Here is a 14,180-nt window from a genome sequence, read left to right on the forward strand (position 1 = left end):
AGGTTTTGTCGATCGACTATTTTCCGATCCTACCCTGTCAGGGGATGCTGAAAAAGAGAGGAAATTTGGAAATTTTGAGTTTTAAATTTTGTATGATATCCAACTCGGTCACATCATCATTATCATATAGCGCGAGCTTCCCGATCGCGCTGCACTCCTCCAAATATTATTCCGATGCCAAAGAAAAAGTCAACTATTAAATTTTCAAATTTAACAGTTGACTTTTAACATCAAACTGACATTAATAAAGGTCTGAAACCGTGCTTGACAGAAATATGACCGATTTGCTCCATCTTTTCCACAGTAATTTGATTCCGTCCCCAAGAAAAATTGGTATACATTTTTTCAAATTCCAGTAGCATTGATTCAGCAAAACAGGCAAACAACTGTCGGCCCGGCACATCCATATTGACAATCTTCATGATTTTCCACTCAATATCGAGGGAATGCTCCACAATGCCGCCATTGAGTACGTAAATTCCGGGATGCTGAACCTGAGTTGCCAAATTTTTCGGATAGCCACCGTCAATCAATAAACATGGTTGCTTCAATGTCTTAGGGTCAATTTCTACTCCCTTGGGCATACTGGCTACCCAGACTACAATATCCGCTTGGGGCAGGGCTTCTTCCAAGTCCATAATTTTCCCTCGACCCAATTCTGATTGCAAATCTTGCAATCGTTCTTTGTCGCGGGCGATGAGCAACAATTCTGCTACATTTGTTTTAACATTGAGCCAGCGACACACAGCACTGCCAATATCGCCAGTAGCACCACAAACGGCTACCGTGGCTTTTGAAAGTTCAATCCCCAATTTAGGGGCTGCTTCTTCTACTTGGCGGCAGAGGATGTAAGCTGTGTGAGTGTTACCAGTGGTGAAGCGTTCAAACTCCAACTTGAGATTGCGAATTTGCTTAATTTGCTGCAAGTTGAAAGTCTCAAAAATGATCGAAGAAAAGCCGCCTAAAGCCGTGATGTTAATCCCGTTTTTTTGAGCGTGTGCCATTGCATTAAGGATTTTGCGAGTGGCTGCTTTTATCCGGCGAGTGGCTAGCATTTCTGGCAGAAAACAGGACTCCACATAGCGGCCTTCTATTTTTTGTCCAGTGATGCTTGTTACCGTGATCTGATCAACTATTTGGGGCGGTGCGCTGCACCAAAAATCTAGACCTTGATCGGCATATTCTGGATAGCCCAGCTCGTTAGCTACTGATTGGGCGTGTTCTAAGCTGGTTAAGTGACCGATTAGACCAAACATTAAGTTGTCAAATGAAGGAAGATTGAAGATGGAAGATGAAAGATGGAATATGGAAGATGGGAAAATTAAAAATATATATTTTAAAATGAGGTATCCCATTTTTAATTTTTAATTTTTAATTTTTTTCCCATTCCTTATTTCCAAATTAACTAGGCTGCGAGGCCTTGTGCTGACATCCGCATGATATCGCGGTTGTTAAAGCCTATGTTGCCTAGGGCTTCGCCGTAGGCAATCATAAAGTCTTCGATTAAAGCGTCTTTTTCCATTCCCAAAACGCGGGCATCGTCTGCGACAGAGTTTAGCAGTCTCCAGATGATGGGCAGGTTTTGGCGGTTGGCAGCTTCGAGTTCGGCTTTGGATTCCTCAAAGTGAGCTTGCAGCCAGACTTCCCCAAAGTTGAGGTGGGTGTATTCTTCTTTGACGACGCCTTCGGTGATTTTGCGAGCAAAGTCATCGGCGACGGGGATGTAGATGTTGTAAGCTGCGATCGCAAAACACTCGATAATTAGCGATTGAATCAACAAGCAAGTTACAATCTGACCTTGGGCCGCAGCCGTCTGGAAGTTTTTGTGCAATTCCGAAAAGAACTGCTTGGCAAATGCCATGTCCGGCGTGACTTTAAGATTCCGGCCACAAGCTTGGAAGCCTTTCATGTGGCGGTTCTCCATCTTGGACAAGCCAACTAACTCTGCTTTTTTGTCCGCCAACAGTTCGGCCAGTGTCAGGTAATTATCGTGAGCTTCTTGTTCGCCTTCAATCACAATGGCGTTGATGCGGCTGTAAGCATCTTTGTAAGTTTCGGTTTGAAAGTCAATTGTTGGGCTGGCCTCAAGCTGGGGCATAGATATGTAGTCTCCTTATATAAGCTTGCGGGATGTTGGGAAACCCCTTTAAAATGGGGGGTCAGTGACAGTACACTTTACCTATTTTGAACGCACCCCATCTAAATCACAGATTATAGCTGAGGATGCTTTCGACAAAGAACTTTTCTTTGACGTTCCGGGAAAAACTGGCGTCAAGCGTGCGTGTTTGCCGGACTTTTGCCGTCGAACACTCCAGAAAGACTATCGCTAGAATGCTATCTATTTACTAATTACTTGAATTAGTCGTTAGTCGATCTTTTGCCCGGAAATAGATGATAGAAATACGGTCTATGTCTCCACCTTTCAGGGTTTTACAGTACCAACTCTATCTATAACATTATATCCTAATCACAACTTCCTCCCTAGGTACTCCTTCTTTCCCTCTACTACTATTATGTTCTTGTATGGGAATCTGGGATGCGATCGGGTTGGAGAACGTCACAGGCTTATTATTTTAGGTTAATTCACAAATTTATGGGTAAATCCTTTGACAGGTCTCAGGCGCTGGAACTGCTGAGTTTTATTTTGTTGCTGGCGGGTGCTGCGCTGGTGCTGCTGCCACTGGCTGCTGTATTCTTGGTTTCAATATCACCATCGGGTGTCGGTGTCAAGGCCACAGGCCTGACTTTTGCAAACTATCAGGAGGCTTGGCGACGGGGCAATTTTTTGTTGGCATTCCTTAATTCTACTCTAGTGGCGATCGCAGTGACGGGTTTTCAGGTGGTGACTTCTGCTTTGGCCGGTTATGCTTTGGCCAGGCTAAAGTTTCGGGGGCGACAGGCCCTAGTTTTGGGGGTTTTGGCGACGCTGGTAATTCCGTTTCAGCTTTTGGTGATTCCGATTTTTTTGGTTTTGAAGTGGGGCCATCTACTGAATACCTACGGGGCGCTGATTTTGCCGACGGCGGCTAACGGTTTTGGGATTTTTTTGCTGCGCCAGTATTTTATGACTGTTCCGGTGGAGTTGGAGGAGGCGGCAATGCTGGATGGGGCTAACCGCTGGCAAGTGTTGTGGCAGGTGATGTTACCTTTGGCCCGCCCTGCTTTGGTGACGCTGTTTTTGTTTACGTTTATCGGGGAGTGGAATGATTTGTTTAAGCCGCTGGTGTTTACGACGCGGCCGGAGTTGCGGACTGTGCAGTTGGTTCTGGCTGAGTTTCAGGAACAGTTTACTAGCAGTTGGCAGTTGTTGATGGCGGCGGTGGTAATTGGAACTGTACCGGTGGTGTTGCTGTTTTTGGCCGGTCAACGGCAGTTTATACGGGGGATTGCGGCGACGGGGATTAAGAATTGAGGTGGAGATGCTTGGCAATTAAGTTTGTAGTCATTTGTTGAACCATTCTCTAGAACAGGCAAGATGCCTGTTCCACAAATACTAAATATTCTTGTGGAACAGGCATCTTGCCTGTTGCTGACATTGGTGCGAAGTCAACTCCAAGCGGACTAAGAGATAAAGGGGATATCAAAGCTGTATTATCTGAATCTATGCAAAAGCTCGGTTTGTTTTTATTTCTCCTATCTTTTCTGCCCTGGCTGGCAATCTTATTTGTTGTGCCGTTCCTGCCGCTGGACATTACCCAAAAAACTACTTTATCTGTCGTTCTAGCTGTTGGGGCGGAAGTTTGTTTTTGGATTAGCGTAGTGCTGTTGGGGAAAGAAGTAGTTACCAAATATCGGCGTTATTTGCATCCGCGATATCTTTGGAAAAAAATCAGAAATTTTAACCGCAGATGAACAGGGTTCGACGCCGATAATGAGCCGGGAGATTGGCGTTTATCTGCGGTCAAGGTTGAGCTATTCGCTGAAAATTTGCAAGCGAATAGAGCGTTCTCCGTCTCCGAAATCCACTTCAATCTTTTCTCCCGAAAGACTGTCCAAGCATCCCAAAAGCAATCGCAGATTGGGTGTGCTTGCTCCTGTATCCACGTACAATCTATCGGCCAAACTGCCTAAACGCTTCCAAATTGTGTAGAGTTTGACTACTGTTTGTTCAAGCTGTGCGGCTTGTTTTACAACGTCGGCGGTGGTTCCCAAACAGCCTACTCGCAAAGATTCTTCTAAGGCCATTTCCATGTCTAAGTGAGACTGATTGAGAGCTTGCACTTGGGCGGCGGCGTCGAGATATTTTGATAAGTTCTTGGCGTCGGAAGTTAGCTGTTTGACAGTATCTACGTCGGGATTTTCTGCTACTTCTTTTTGAATTTCGCTTTGGTGAGAGGGGGAGAGTTTCTCCATTTCTTTGACTAAAGGAGCGAGGTAGCGGGAAGGTAGAGAACCTGTAGATGCTTTTTCTTTGACTTCTTCTGGCAATAAATCTGAGTTCATTGCCATCCATTCGTCGGATAGTTGTTTGACTTCGCGGCGGGTGATGCGATCGCCATTTGCTGCTGCATCTGTTACCATTTGCTGGACTTCGGGAGATGCTTTGGCGGTTTCTACAAAGGCTCTTTTGCTGAAGTTTCTAATGGAATTTGGGTCTAAATCTCCTTGCTGGATCAGAGTATCGGCACTATTAGCTAATTCTATCAAAGAATAGGCTTGACTTTTGCCAATTTCTCTTTCTTTGAGCCAGTTCAAAAAGCCTGTACCGCGTCCTTCGCCGCCTTTTTTTTCTCTGTCTCTAACTGTTCGGAGAATGCGTCCCCGCCAAATGTCGGTTTGCAAGTCGAAGCGATCGCACACTTTCCAGGCATTGTCAACCTGATTGTCAAAATCAAAGTCTGGTATTTGTTCGTCTTCGGGGTCTGGCAATTGGAAATTGATATCGGTAAAGCCGTTGAGGGCTTCTGCAAGTTCTGCGGGATTTAGGGGGACTTCAGCCATTAGGAAAAATTTGGGTAGTGCAACAGCCGGTTGAATTGGGAACTTGCACGGGTTGACAGTTGAGACGCTATATGTAGCGGTAAGGTAGGCAAAATTTACCTACTAATAGAGTTTTTGTGCAAGTCATATCATTATTGCACGATGGGGTGCGATCGGCGAAAAGATACCCAAAAAGACTCCGGGCACGCCCCTGGTGGGACTTGATGCGAGTGCTGGCTGTGGGGAGATTCAGTTAAAGTGAATGAGGATATTATAGGATGGGATTACCTACTGTACTCGATCGCCAAGTTTGGGAGTATGTTGGTCAGCATGACTATAATTTAAGTAGCTGAAAACTCAAGTTGATTTATGCCAGCTAAAGATATCTACCACAACGAAGTTAAAAATGCCTTACTCAAAGACGGTTGGACAATTACGGCCGATCCATACTTTATTAAATATGAGGATGCCGAGTTATATGCTGATTTAGCAGCAGAAAAGCCGATTGCAGCACAACGTCATGGACAAAAGATAGTTGTTGAAATTAAGAGCTTTATTGGGCGATCGCTAATGTATGATTTTCACGGCGCACTCGGTCAATATATGGTATACAGAAATCTCATTCAACTCACAGAGCCAGAATACAAGCTCTATTTAGCAATTGACGATGTTGTCTACAAAAACTTTTTTCAACGCAAGTCTATACAATTAATTACTAATGAAAACAAGCTTTTGTTAATGGTAGTTGAAATGGAAAAGGAGGAAATCCTGCAATGGATCAACTAAAATACTATCGGAGTACGATCGAAAAAATATTGACTGAATATTATGAACTCGGCGTCAAGGGAGGGATGGCGATAGATGAATTAGAGACAGACAGCCGCCTTGCATTTGACGAAAAACGAGATCAATATCTGTGGTTTCGCTCTGGTTGGGAGGAAAAAAAACGGATATGCCACATTACGATGTATCTTCGTATTAAAGATGGCAAAATTTGGGTTGAAGAAGATTGGACAGATTTGTGTGTAGTTGATGATTTACTAGCAGCAGGAATTCCTAAAAGCGATATTGTTTTAGGGTTTCACAATCCCTATAAACGCAAATTTACGGAGTTTGCTGTTGGTTGATGCAATAAGTGCGATCGTCCGAGAGGATAAGCTGGGGGGCGATCGCTATTTTCTGATGCTAAAATGGAGAACAATCGAATAAATAAAGTAAAAATATGACAATTTACGATCTAACTTCGGCTAAAATTAGCCAACTGCCAGAGTCACTTGTTCAAGAAGTGAATGATTTCATAGACTTTTTGCTCCTCAAATATAACAGTGAATTGCCACAGTTCACTGAATCAGACTTTTCTGACTATTTAAATGATTTAGAAGCCTAAGAAGAAAAGTTAGCACGAGGAGAAATTCAATGGTAGGGGCTTCATCAGTAAATGTAACTTATACCAGAGGAGATGTGATTTTGTGCGATTTGAATCCGGTAGTTGGTACAGAGCAAGCTGGCATAAGATAGGAATTTCGCTAGTTTCAGCTACTGTTATGTGGGTTGGATGAGAGCTAAGTGCTGTTGATTGTACTCTCTTGCTTTGTTATAGTCTCCTACAGCAGAGAAAGCTTTGCATAAATTAAGTAACGTTCGCTCTTGGGCCGAGCGTTGTCCGATTTCCCGTACAATAGTTAAACTGTGTTGGTAATAGTTGATGGATTGAGGATATTTTCCTAGCGAATAGTAAGCAACTCCCAGATTTAACAGTGCGGTTCCCTCACCGTTGCGATCGCCGATTTCTCTTGCAATGGTTAAACTTTGTTGGAGATAGTGGATGGCTTGGGAATAATCTCCTAACAAATTGTAAGCATTGCCCAGATTTCCCTGTGCGCGTCCCTCACCGTTGCGATTTCCGATTTCCCTTGCAATGGTTAAACTTTCTTGGAGATAGTAGATGGCTTGGGAATAGTCTCCTAGCAGACCATAAGCAAGTCCTAGATTTCCCAGGACAGTTCCCTCACCGTTGCGACTGCCAATTTCCTGAACAATGGTTAAACTCTGCTGGAGATAGTCTATGGCTTGGAGATATTGTCCTAGCCCATAGTAAGCATTGCCCAAATTTCCCAGTGCGTTTCCCTCACCGCTGCGATTTCCGAACTCCCGTGCTATGGTTAAATGCTGCTGGTGAAAGTCGATGGCTTGAGGATAATTTCCTAGCGAATCGTAAGCAACTCCCAGATTTCCCAATGCGCGTCCCTCACCGTTGCGATCGCCGATTTCCCGTGCAATAGTTAAACTCTGTTGGTGATAGTCAATGGCTTGGAGATAATTTCCTAGCGAATTGTAAGCATTACCCAGATTTCCCAGTGCGATTTCCTCACCTTCGCGATTTCCAATCTCCCGTGCAATGGTTAAACTCTGTTGATGATAGTCAATTGCTGCGAGATATTTTCCTAGCCCATCGCAAGCATTACCCAAATTGCCCAGTGCGTTTCCCTCACCTTTGCGATCGGCAATTTGCTGAAAAATGGTTAAACCCTGTTGGTAATAGTCGATAGCTTGGAGATAATTTCCTAGCGAATTGTAAGCATTGCCTAGATTTACTAGCGCGTTTCCCTCACATTCGCGATTTCCAATCTCCCGTGCAATGGTTAAACTCTGTTGATGATAGTCAATTGCTGCGAGATAATTTCCTAGCGAACGGTAAGATCCTCCCAGATTCCCCAGTGCGCGGCCCTCACCTTTGCGATCGGCAATTTTCCTAAAAATGGTTAAACCATGTTGGTAATAGTCAATAGCTTGGGTATAATTTCCTAGCGCATCGTAAGCATTGCCTAGATTTGCGAGAAAAACAGCATCCAGATTAGAGCTTAATTTGCCCAAAAGTTGCTTATAAACCTCAATCAGTTCCTTATAGTAGCCCCAGAGTGATAATTGATGGTGCAATTCCTCTTTGGTAGGTGTATCTAGTCGAATTGATATAATTTTGCTATTTCGCATCCAATCTTCTACCTTACCCAGATGATGAAAGGTTTCCAAATACCCCCGCACCTTATCCAAATTAGTAGCATCTGACTTCGGTTTGTAATCCGTGAGCCACTGTACAACTGCTCTGTACTGAAGCCGCTGCTCGCGAGTAGGAAAATCGGCACGGAGATTATTAGAATTGATTCCTAACTGTTCCAAAACCTCCTCTCCAGATGGTGTCAGATTATTTGTCATGGTTAATTTCTCTAATTTGTTCAGTTTTCTGGTAGCTGTAATCGGTGAGCGATCGCCACACTGCGAATCAAATTATGTTGTCCCACCAGCCGATTATCTTCATCATCAATTCCTCCATCTTCAACTAAATACCGAGCGCGCAAAGTTTGCATTGCTGCTTTTTGCTGTTCTTCAGTGTAACCCTCGTCTTCTAAATTAATCACCCACCATTTTTCTTTCACTTCGCCGCGATATATTGAGGCAGTACAAAACAAAAGATAAGCATCGTAAACATCATTTTTTAACCGTTCAAATGTCTTTTCAATCCGTTCCTTGACTTTCCACCGCAAGACGGTATTATATGAGGCTAACTCCCACCTATCCTCATCTCCTTGAACTATTTCTTGATTCCGAGCTTCCTCAAGAGCCTCTTTTACTTCTTCAATGTAACGACTATTATCTTTCCAGTAAGACCTGACTTTCCCACCATAGGAACCCTTAATTTCTCCGGCGATTGTCCGCAAGGCTAAAGGATGCCCGTCATAAACTTCCCCAATTACTCGCAGGGGACTATGCGGTAATTCCAAATCGCCATCTAGTTCAGCTTTTTGAAATAAAGCCACCTGCTCAGGTACTTCTAATCCTTTCAAAAGTTGGCAATACCAAAGATTTTTGTAGCGATCGCACTCCGCCATCTCAAACTTAGTTGGCAAATCCTGAGATGTAAGAATGAAGCGACTTTGACAAGATGATTCTGCCAACAAACTCACAAAAAACTTACCCCACCACTCATCAGCAAAATCACCCCAGCCATCCTCTTCATTTCCTGTCAATAGGTACTCAACAGAATCTATGAGGATTAAATACCGATTTTCCCGCAAGCGTTTGACTAATCGCTGTAACAGTTGCTCTGGTTTGCGCTCCTCCTTTGGGACAGTTTCCCTCCACTTTTCCAGCCATTGCAGCGCCACACTGGCAAAATCTGAAGCTTTTTTATCATCTTCAAAATTATCCCTGTGTTCAGTCCAATCTCCTCGCAATTCCTCTACTATTCGCTCTGCAAAAGCAGTTTTACCAATTCCTGTAAGTCCTAGGACGAGCAACAACCGACATGAGCTGCGAAGTTTATCAGTTAGTTCTGCAAGAATTTTCTCTCGACCTACCCAGGAAGAGTCATAGACAGAAAAATTCATTAAAGCAAGTGGCTGTTCCGAAAGAGCGTCATCTTCTGACTGGACTGACTTGATTTCTTGCTTATCTAAGTTCAATTTTTCACAAATCCGTTCAAAAGTCGATACAAATACAGGCTTACTATTAATGAAGTTGCTGACGGTGGATAAAGCTATCCCCAAATGTGCTGCTAAGTCCCCCTGAGTCAAAAACCCATTGCGTTCAATGGCTGATATAACTTGCTGCTTGCGATCTGGGTTAATTTTGACGGATCTTGTCATGGCTCATCCCACAAGATTTACTTATTTATAAAATTACACAGTTGGTACTGATAATTCCGCATATTTGGACAAAACGATCGCGTCACAAATCAGTTGCGAACTCAGTTATCAAGTCAGATATTCCTCAGATTCGACCTCACTCAGACTTTTCAGACTATTGGAGTGTAGAGTTTTACAGGACAAATAACTCCATGTCTCAAACACAACCCACGACTTACACGAGCGAACCAATCATTTCTATACCAACTCATATCGAACCAAATCTGCCACCGCAATCTTATACAGGCAGTGTACCTGAAACCTTCTTAGCGATCGCAATCCTGATCCGCTCAATTGCACTACTAATTCATGTACTAAAGTCAGGTTCTAAGAAGTAGTACCCGTCATCTGGGAAAGAATGTCGCATCTCCTACTTATGGGGATGCGACTTTCAGACAGAACAGACATACTCCGAGGCCTAGAAACCGGGTTTTTCAGCGAATCTGTGCGCCACAGCGAAGTATTCTCGCAAAAAACCCGGTTTCTGACCACCCGTGCGTCAGTCCTCAACTACTCGATCGCGCAGCTTACCGTCCAGATTTTCTCGGCGGTGTATCATCAGTCGATCGCTTCCGACGGATCAGCACGCTCATCACCTGCTTCGGATTAGCGGCACGCTGTACGGGACTCCAATCGCCCACTTCTGCAAATCCCAGTCGGTACAAAGTGAGTATGGTTTCCCTGACACCTTTGGGCGAACCGACAACCGTTAACAGCACCACTTCCTGTTCGCATACTGCTGCTGAGTCGTCATTTGGGCGATCGGACAAGTTGTCGTCAGGCACGAATTCCTGTGACATAATATGTTCTCCTGGTTTTGGGTTTTCTAGAAAAACCCAAAAACCCAGCCGCCCCGCATTTCAAGACATAGCAGGGCGGCTACAGAGGATGTTAAAATGCTCCGTTAGCCTCCAGACTGCTCGTACCAGTTTGGCGGTTATGCTGTCCATTGCTGTTCGTAGCAGCTTTGGGCAGTGCAACTAGATTTTTGGGCGACGCGGGCTGCCTCCTCTACAAGCAAGCAACCTCTCACTTCAAAGCGTAGCCGCAGATGGGGGCCGCCGTCAATCGATTTTAGATTTTAGATTTTAGATTTTAGATTTTAGATTTTGGATTTTGGATTGAAGAATTGATCCCCGGACTAATCTGGGGACTTTGGGGGTTTTGATGCGGGATTGGCGGGTTTTGGGCGATCGCACCAATTCTACTGACAAAACCATAGTATTTTCCACTTACCAACTACAACGGCGATACTTTGTCGCGTTCAATCTCCTCGTGGGGAGTCGTTTTGCCATTCAAAATTGTGCCATCATCGGGCAGATTTTGCGGTCGATCGCGCTTCTTAAAGCGATCGCGAGCCGAGACAACCACCACATACAGAACCGGCACCATAAACAAACTCAAGACAGTAGAAACAACCATCCCCCCCGCGATCGCATTCCCTAGCGATCGCCGGCTCGCTGCACCCGCACCTTCTGGGTTAATCAGAGGAGAAATACCCAAAACGAAAGCCAGAGAAGTCATCAAAATCGGTCGTAAACGCTCTTGAGAAGCCTCAACTGCCGCCTTAGCAATTGAATATCCCTGCTCCCGTAACTGGTTCGCAAACTCCACGATTAAAATCGCATTTTTACTAGCCAATCCAATCAACATCACCAAACCAATCTGGCAATAAACATCATTCGCCAAACCCCGCAACGACTGAGCTAAAAGAGCACCCAAAATCGCCAGAGGCACCGATAGCAAAATAATGAAAGGATCGACATAATTTTCGTACTGAGCCGCCAACACCAAGAACACAAAAATCAGCCCCAAACCGAAAATAATCGGTGCTTGACCGCCCGATTCAATTTCTTCTAAAGAACTCCCCGACCATTCATAGCCAAAACCAGAGGGTAAAACTTCAGCCGACACCTTTTCCATCGATTTTAGCGCCTGTCCCGAACTCGCTCCCGGAGCCGGAGAGCCAGTAATTTCAATTGACCTATACAAATTGTAGTGGTTAACAGTTTGAGCTCCCACCACCGGAGTGATCTTCACCAAATTGCTCAAAGAAACCATTTCATTCTTTCCAGAACGCACATACAATTTTCCAATATCTTCAGGGTTATCACGAAACTGTTTATCCGCCTGAACATACACCCGATAATTGCGCTGCTGGAGGTTAAAATCGTTCACATACTGAGCACCCAGAGCCGTTTGTAACGTACTGAAAACATCATTAATCGGAATATCTAGAGCTTTAGCTCGATTGCGGTCAACCTCCACAATTAACTGAGGTGTATTCGCCGCAAACGTACTAAATACCGCTTGCAATCCCGGTGTCTGATTTGCCTGCTTCAAAATCCCGCCCATAGTCTGGACTAAGCCATCTAAACCGCTGTTACCTTTGCGGTCTTGCAATTGAAATTGGAAACCCCCAAATTGACCTAAACCTTGAATAGCCGGCGGATTCACAGGGAAAATTCTAGCTTCGGGAATCGAGAAAAACTTACCCCGCAACTTACCAATAATCGCTTGTACAGTTTGATCTTCTCCGTGACGTTCATCCCAGGATTTAAGTGTAGTAAATATAATGCCTTGATTAGAAGTGCTACCGCTAAAACCAAATCCACCCACTGAAAAAGTCCCGACAACTTCAGGAAGTTTGAGGATTTCTTGTTCTACTTGATCCATTACTTTCTGAGTGTATTGCAGCGAAACACCTTGGGGCCCTTGAATAATTGTCATAAAATACCCCTGGTCTTCTTCCGGGATAAATGCTGTGGGCACTGATAAATAAAGCCAAGCTGTTACTCCCAGAGAAGCGATGAACACCAGGGTGACAATAGTCTTAATTCCTGTTAGAAATATTAAGGATTTCCGATATTGCCGCTGTACCCAATCGAGAACTCCATTAAATCGGTCAAAAACCCAACCCAGCGGGCCTCCAAACTTCGGACCTCGACGCAGTAATATAGCTGAAAGTGAGGGCGTAAGAGTAATCGCCATAAAGGTAGAAAGCAGGACTGAAAAAGCAATTGTCAGCGCAAATTGTTTATAAAGCGCTCCTGTAGTTCCGGGGAAAAATGCCACGGGCACGAACACTGCCATCAACACTAAAGAAGTCGCAATTACAGCGCTAAAAAGCTCCCGCATTGACTCAAAAGCCGCTTGGCGGGCATTCATCCCTTGGCGGATCAGCCGATCAATATTTTCTACTACAATGATAGCGTCATCAACCACTAATCCGGTCGCTAATGTCAGACCAAACAGAGATAAACTGTTAATCGTAAATCCGAAAACTTTGATAAAGGCAAACGTCCCTATCAAAGAAATTGGAATTGTGATGGTAGGAATAATAGTTGTGCGCCAGTCTTGCAAAAAAAGAAAAATTACTATCACCACTAGCAATACTGATTCAAATAATGTCTTGACTACTTCTGCCATCGACTCTTCTACAAACAAAGTCGTGTCCAGCGCTACTCTATGTATCAACCCCGGAGGGAAAGCAACAGCTAGTTTTTCCATTTCTTTTTTGACGGCATGGGCAACATTCAAAGCATTACTTCCAGGCAGTTGGTAAATCCCTAAACCTACTGCATCATTGCCTCGAAATCGCAGAAATGAGCTGTAATTCTCTGCCCCTAGTTCTGCTCTCCCCACATCTTTTAATTTAACTAACGTTCCATTTGTCTCTGTTTTGAGGACGATATCTTCAAATTCTGCTGGTTCTTTGAGGCGACTTTCAGCACGCAAGTCAATTTGATACATTTGTCCCTGTGGAGCAGGTTCTTGGCCAACTCTCCCAGCACCAACTTGCAAGTTTTGTTCGTTGAGAGCCCTCGTTACATCTTGCATTGTGAGACGGCGAGCTGCTAGTTTATTGGGGTCTATCCATAAACGCATTGCATAGCGTCTTTCCCCAAAAATTCGCACGTCGCCAACACCTTTTACCCGCTTTAAAGCATCTGCTAAATATAGGTCAGCGTAGTTGCTTAAAAATATGGTGTCGTATTCTTTATTTTCGGTAAATAAACCGATCGCTAATAGGAGACTGGTAGATTGTTTTGTAACTGTAACTCCTGTGCGCTGTACGGCATCTGGTAGCTGGGGTTGAGCAACTGCAACTCGATTTTGAACATCGACGCCGGCAATGTCTTTGTTGCGCGAGGAATCAAAGGTAGCTGTAATGGTGCTAGTGCCATCGTTACTACTACTGGAAGTTAGATATTTTAGTCCTTCAACGCCGTTTATTTGCCTTTCTAGGATGTTGGTAACTGCATTTTCGACAATTTCAGCACTCGCCCCGCTATAGTTAGCTGTGACGTTAATTTGGGTAGGGCTGATGTCGGGGAAGCGCTCGATCGGCAATGTGGGAATGCTGATTGCGCCTACCAAAACAATAATTAAGGCGCAGACGCTAGCAAAGACAGGTCGTTTAATAAAGAAATCTGCAAACATTATTTGGGTAATGGGTAGTTGTTAGTTGAGAATTGCTAATTCCTAATTGCAGGCACTTCAGTCAAAAATTAAAATAGCCCCCTTTTTTAGAGCGGAGCAATCAAGTAGTTTCGCGTAAGGTACGTAGTTGCGCTT

13 protein-coding genes are annotated in these 14,180 nt (G+C 44.3%); 6 read left to right on the forward strand and 7 right to left on the reverse strand.

The window, feature by feature from the left end; all coding sequences use genetic code 11:
- Positions 1-230: 230 nt before the first annotated feature.
- Together QUB11_RS18025 and QUB11_RS18030 are read right to left on the reverse strand one after the other, a co-directional pair.
- Positions 231-1,256 (reverse strand): long-chain acyl-[acyl-carrier-protein] reductase, encoded by a 1,026-nt coding sequence (locus QUB11_RS18025; protein ID WP_333051513.1) that lies wholly within the window; start codon positions 1,254-1,256, stop codon positions 231-233.
- Positions 1,257-1,405: 149 nt separating this feature from the next.
- A complete protein-coding gene (locus tag QUB11_RS18030) occupies positions 1,406-2,098 on the reverse strand; it encodes an aldehyde oxygenase (deformylating) (protein WP_333204074.1) in 693 nt (230 codons plus the stop codon).
- A 495-nt stretch (positions 2,099-2,593) separates the two neighbouring features.
- Here QUB11_RS18030 and QUB11_RS18035 point away from each other — a divergent pair, with 495 nt between their 5' ends.
- On the forward strand, positions 2,594-3,412 hold the full coding sequence (locus QUB11_RS18035) for a carbohydrate ABC transporter permease (RefSeq protein ID WP_333204076.1): 819 nt from the start codon (positions 2,594-2,596) through the stop codon (positions 3,410-3,412).
- A gap of 107 nt (positions 3,413-3,519) precedes the next feature.
- Positions 3,520-3,852, forward strand: a complete 333-nt coding sequence (locus QUB11_RS18040; protein ID WP_333257205.1) for a transporter suffix domain-containing protein — start codon at positions 3,520-3,522, stop codon at positions 3,850-3,852.
- 60 nt (positions 3,853-3,912) lie between these two features.
- Here the strand turns inward: QUB11_RS18040 and QUB11_RS18045 are convergent, their stop codons facing one another.
- Positions 3,913-4,941, reverse strand: a complete 1,029-nt coding sequence (locus QUB11_RS18045) for a hypothetical protein (RefSeq protein WP_333204078.1) — start codon at positions 4,939-4,941, stop codon at positions 3,913-3,915.
- A 348-nt stretch (positions 4,942-5,289) separates the two neighbouring features.
- Here QUB11_RS18045 and QUB11_RS18050 point away from each other — a divergent pair, with 348 nt between their 5' ends.
- The 3 genes from QUB11_RS18050 to QUB11_RS18060 all read left to right on the forward strand — a co-directional run bounded on the left by QUB11_RS18050 (position 5,290) and on the right by QUB11_RS18060 (position 6,307).
- Positions 5,290-5,706, forward strand: coding sequence for a XisH family protein (locus QUB11_RS18050; protein WP_333204080.1), 417 nt, complete (start codon positions 5,290-5,292; stop codon positions 5,704-5,706).
- The gene (locus QUB11_RS18055; protein WP_333204082.1) at positions 5,694-6,047 is read left to right on the forward strand and encodes a XisI protein; all 354 of its coding nucleotides are present in this window, start codon (positions 5,694-5,696) and stop codon (positions 6,045-6,047) included. Before QUB11_RS18050 ends, QUB11_RS18055 begins: the two co-directional genes overlap by 13 nt.
- Positions 6,048-6,142: 95 nt before the next feature.
- Positions 6,143-6,307, forward strand: a complete 165-nt coding sequence (locus QUB11_RS18060) for a DUF2281 domain-containing protein (protein WP_333204084.1) — start codon at positions 6,143-6,145, stop codon at positions 6,305-6,307.
- Between the two features lie 155 nt (positions 6,308-6,462).
- On the opposite strand, the gene QUB11_RS18065 is transcribed toward QUB11_RS18060, so the two are convergent.
- Together QUB11_RS18065 and QUB11_RS18070 are read right to left on the reverse strand one after the other, a co-directional pair.
- Positions 6,463-8,133, reverse strand: a complete 1,671-nt coding sequence (locus QUB11_RS18065) for a tetratricopeptide repeat protein (protein WP_333204086.1) — start codon at positions 8,131-8,133, stop codon at positions 6,463-6,465.
- A 20-nt stretch (positions 8,134-8,153) separates the two neighbouring features.
- Positions 8,154-9,563, reverse strand: coding sequence for a helix-turn-helix domain-containing protein (locus QUB11_RS18070; protein ID WP_333204087.1), 1,410 nt, complete (start codon positions 9,561-9,563; stop codon positions 8,154-8,156).
- Between the two features lie 191 nt (positions 9,564-9,754).
- Between QUB11_RS18070 and QUB11_RS18075 the strand changes: the two genes are divergently transcribed.
- On the forward strand, positions 9,755-9,940 hold the full coding sequence (locus QUB11_RS18075; protein WP_333204089.1) for a hypothetical protein: 186 nt from the start codon (positions 9,755-9,757) through the stop codon (positions 9,938-9,940).
- Positions 9,941-10,129: 189 nt separating this feature from the next.
- Here QUB11_RS18075 and QUB11_RS18080 read toward each other — a convergent pair whose 3' ends face one another.
- Together QUB11_RS18080 and QUB11_RS18085 are read right to left on the reverse strand one after the other, a co-directional pair.
- The gene (locus QUB11_RS18080; RefSeq protein ID WP_333204091.1) at positions 10,130-10,402 is read right to left on the reverse strand and encodes a hypothetical protein; all 273 of its coding nucleotides are present in this window, start codon (positions 10,400-10,402) and stop codon (positions 10,130-10,132) included.
- A gap of 439 nt (positions 10,403-10,841) precedes the next feature.
- A complete protein-coding gene (locus tag QUB11_RS18085; RefSeq protein ID WP_333204093.1) occupies positions 10,842-14,045 on the reverse strand; it encodes an efflux RND transporter permease subunit in 3,204 nt (1,067 codons plus the stop codon).
- Between the last annotated feature and the right edge of the window lie 135 nt (positions 14,046-14,180).

The organism is Microcoleus sp. B6-A1 (assembly GCF_036705085.1).
Taxonomy (GTDB): domain Bacteria; phylum Cyanobacteriota; class Cyanobacteriia; order Cyanobacteriales; family Microcoleaceae; genus Microcoleus.

Excerpts from the sequence above, each read along its gene's own strand:
- QUB11_RS18025 (WP_333051513.1), bottom strand. The coding sequence starts at position 1,256 with ATGTTTGGTCTAATCGGTCACTTAACCAGCTTAGAACACGCCCAATCA.
- QUB11_RS18030 (WP_333204074.1), bottom strand. The coding sequence starts at position 2,098 with ATGCCCCAGCTTGAGGCCAGCCCAACAATTGACTTTCAAACCGAAACT.
- QUB11_RS18035 (WP_333204076.1), top strand. The coding sequence starts at position 2,594 with ATGGGTAAATCCTTTGACAGGTCTCAGGCGCTGGAACTGCTGAGTTTT.
- QUB11_RS18045 (WP_333204078.1), bottom strand. The coding sequence starts at position 4,941 with ATGGCTGAAGTCCCCCTAAATCCCGCAGAACTTGCAGAAGCCCTCAAC.
- QUB11_RS18050 (WP_333204080.1), top strand. The coding sequence starts at position 5,290 with ATGCCAGCTAAAGATATCTACCACAACGAAGTTAAAAATGCCTTACTC.
- QUB11_RS18055 (WP_333204082.1), top strand. The coding sequence starts at position 5,694 with ATGGATCAACTAAAATACTATCGGAGTACGATCGAAAAAATATTGACT.
- QUB11_RS18060 (WP_333204084.1), top strand. The coding sequence starts at position 6,143 with ATGACAATTTACGATCTAACTTCGGCTAAAATTAGCCAACTGCCAGAG.
- QUB11_RS18065 (WP_333204086.1), bottom strand. The coding sequence starts at position 8,133 with ATGACAAATAATCTGACACCATCTGGAGAGGAGGTTTTGGAACAGTTA.
- QUB11_RS18070 (WP_333204087.1), bottom strand. The coding sequence starts at position 9,563 with ATGACAAGATCCGTCAAAATTAACCCAGATCGCAAGCAGCAAGTTATA.
- QUB11_RS18075 (WP_333204089.1), top strand. The coding sequence starts at position 9,755 with ATGTCTCAAACACAACCCACGACTTACACGAGCGAACCAATCATTTCT.
- QUB11_RS18080 (WP_333204091.1), bottom strand. The coding sequence starts at position 10,402 with ATGTCACAGGAATTCGTGCCTGACGACAACTTGTCCGATCGCCCAAAT.
- QUB11_RS18085 (WP_333204093.1), bottom strand. The coding sequence starts at position 14,045 with ATGTTTGCAGATTTCTTTATTAAACGACCTGTCTTTGCTAGCGTCTGC.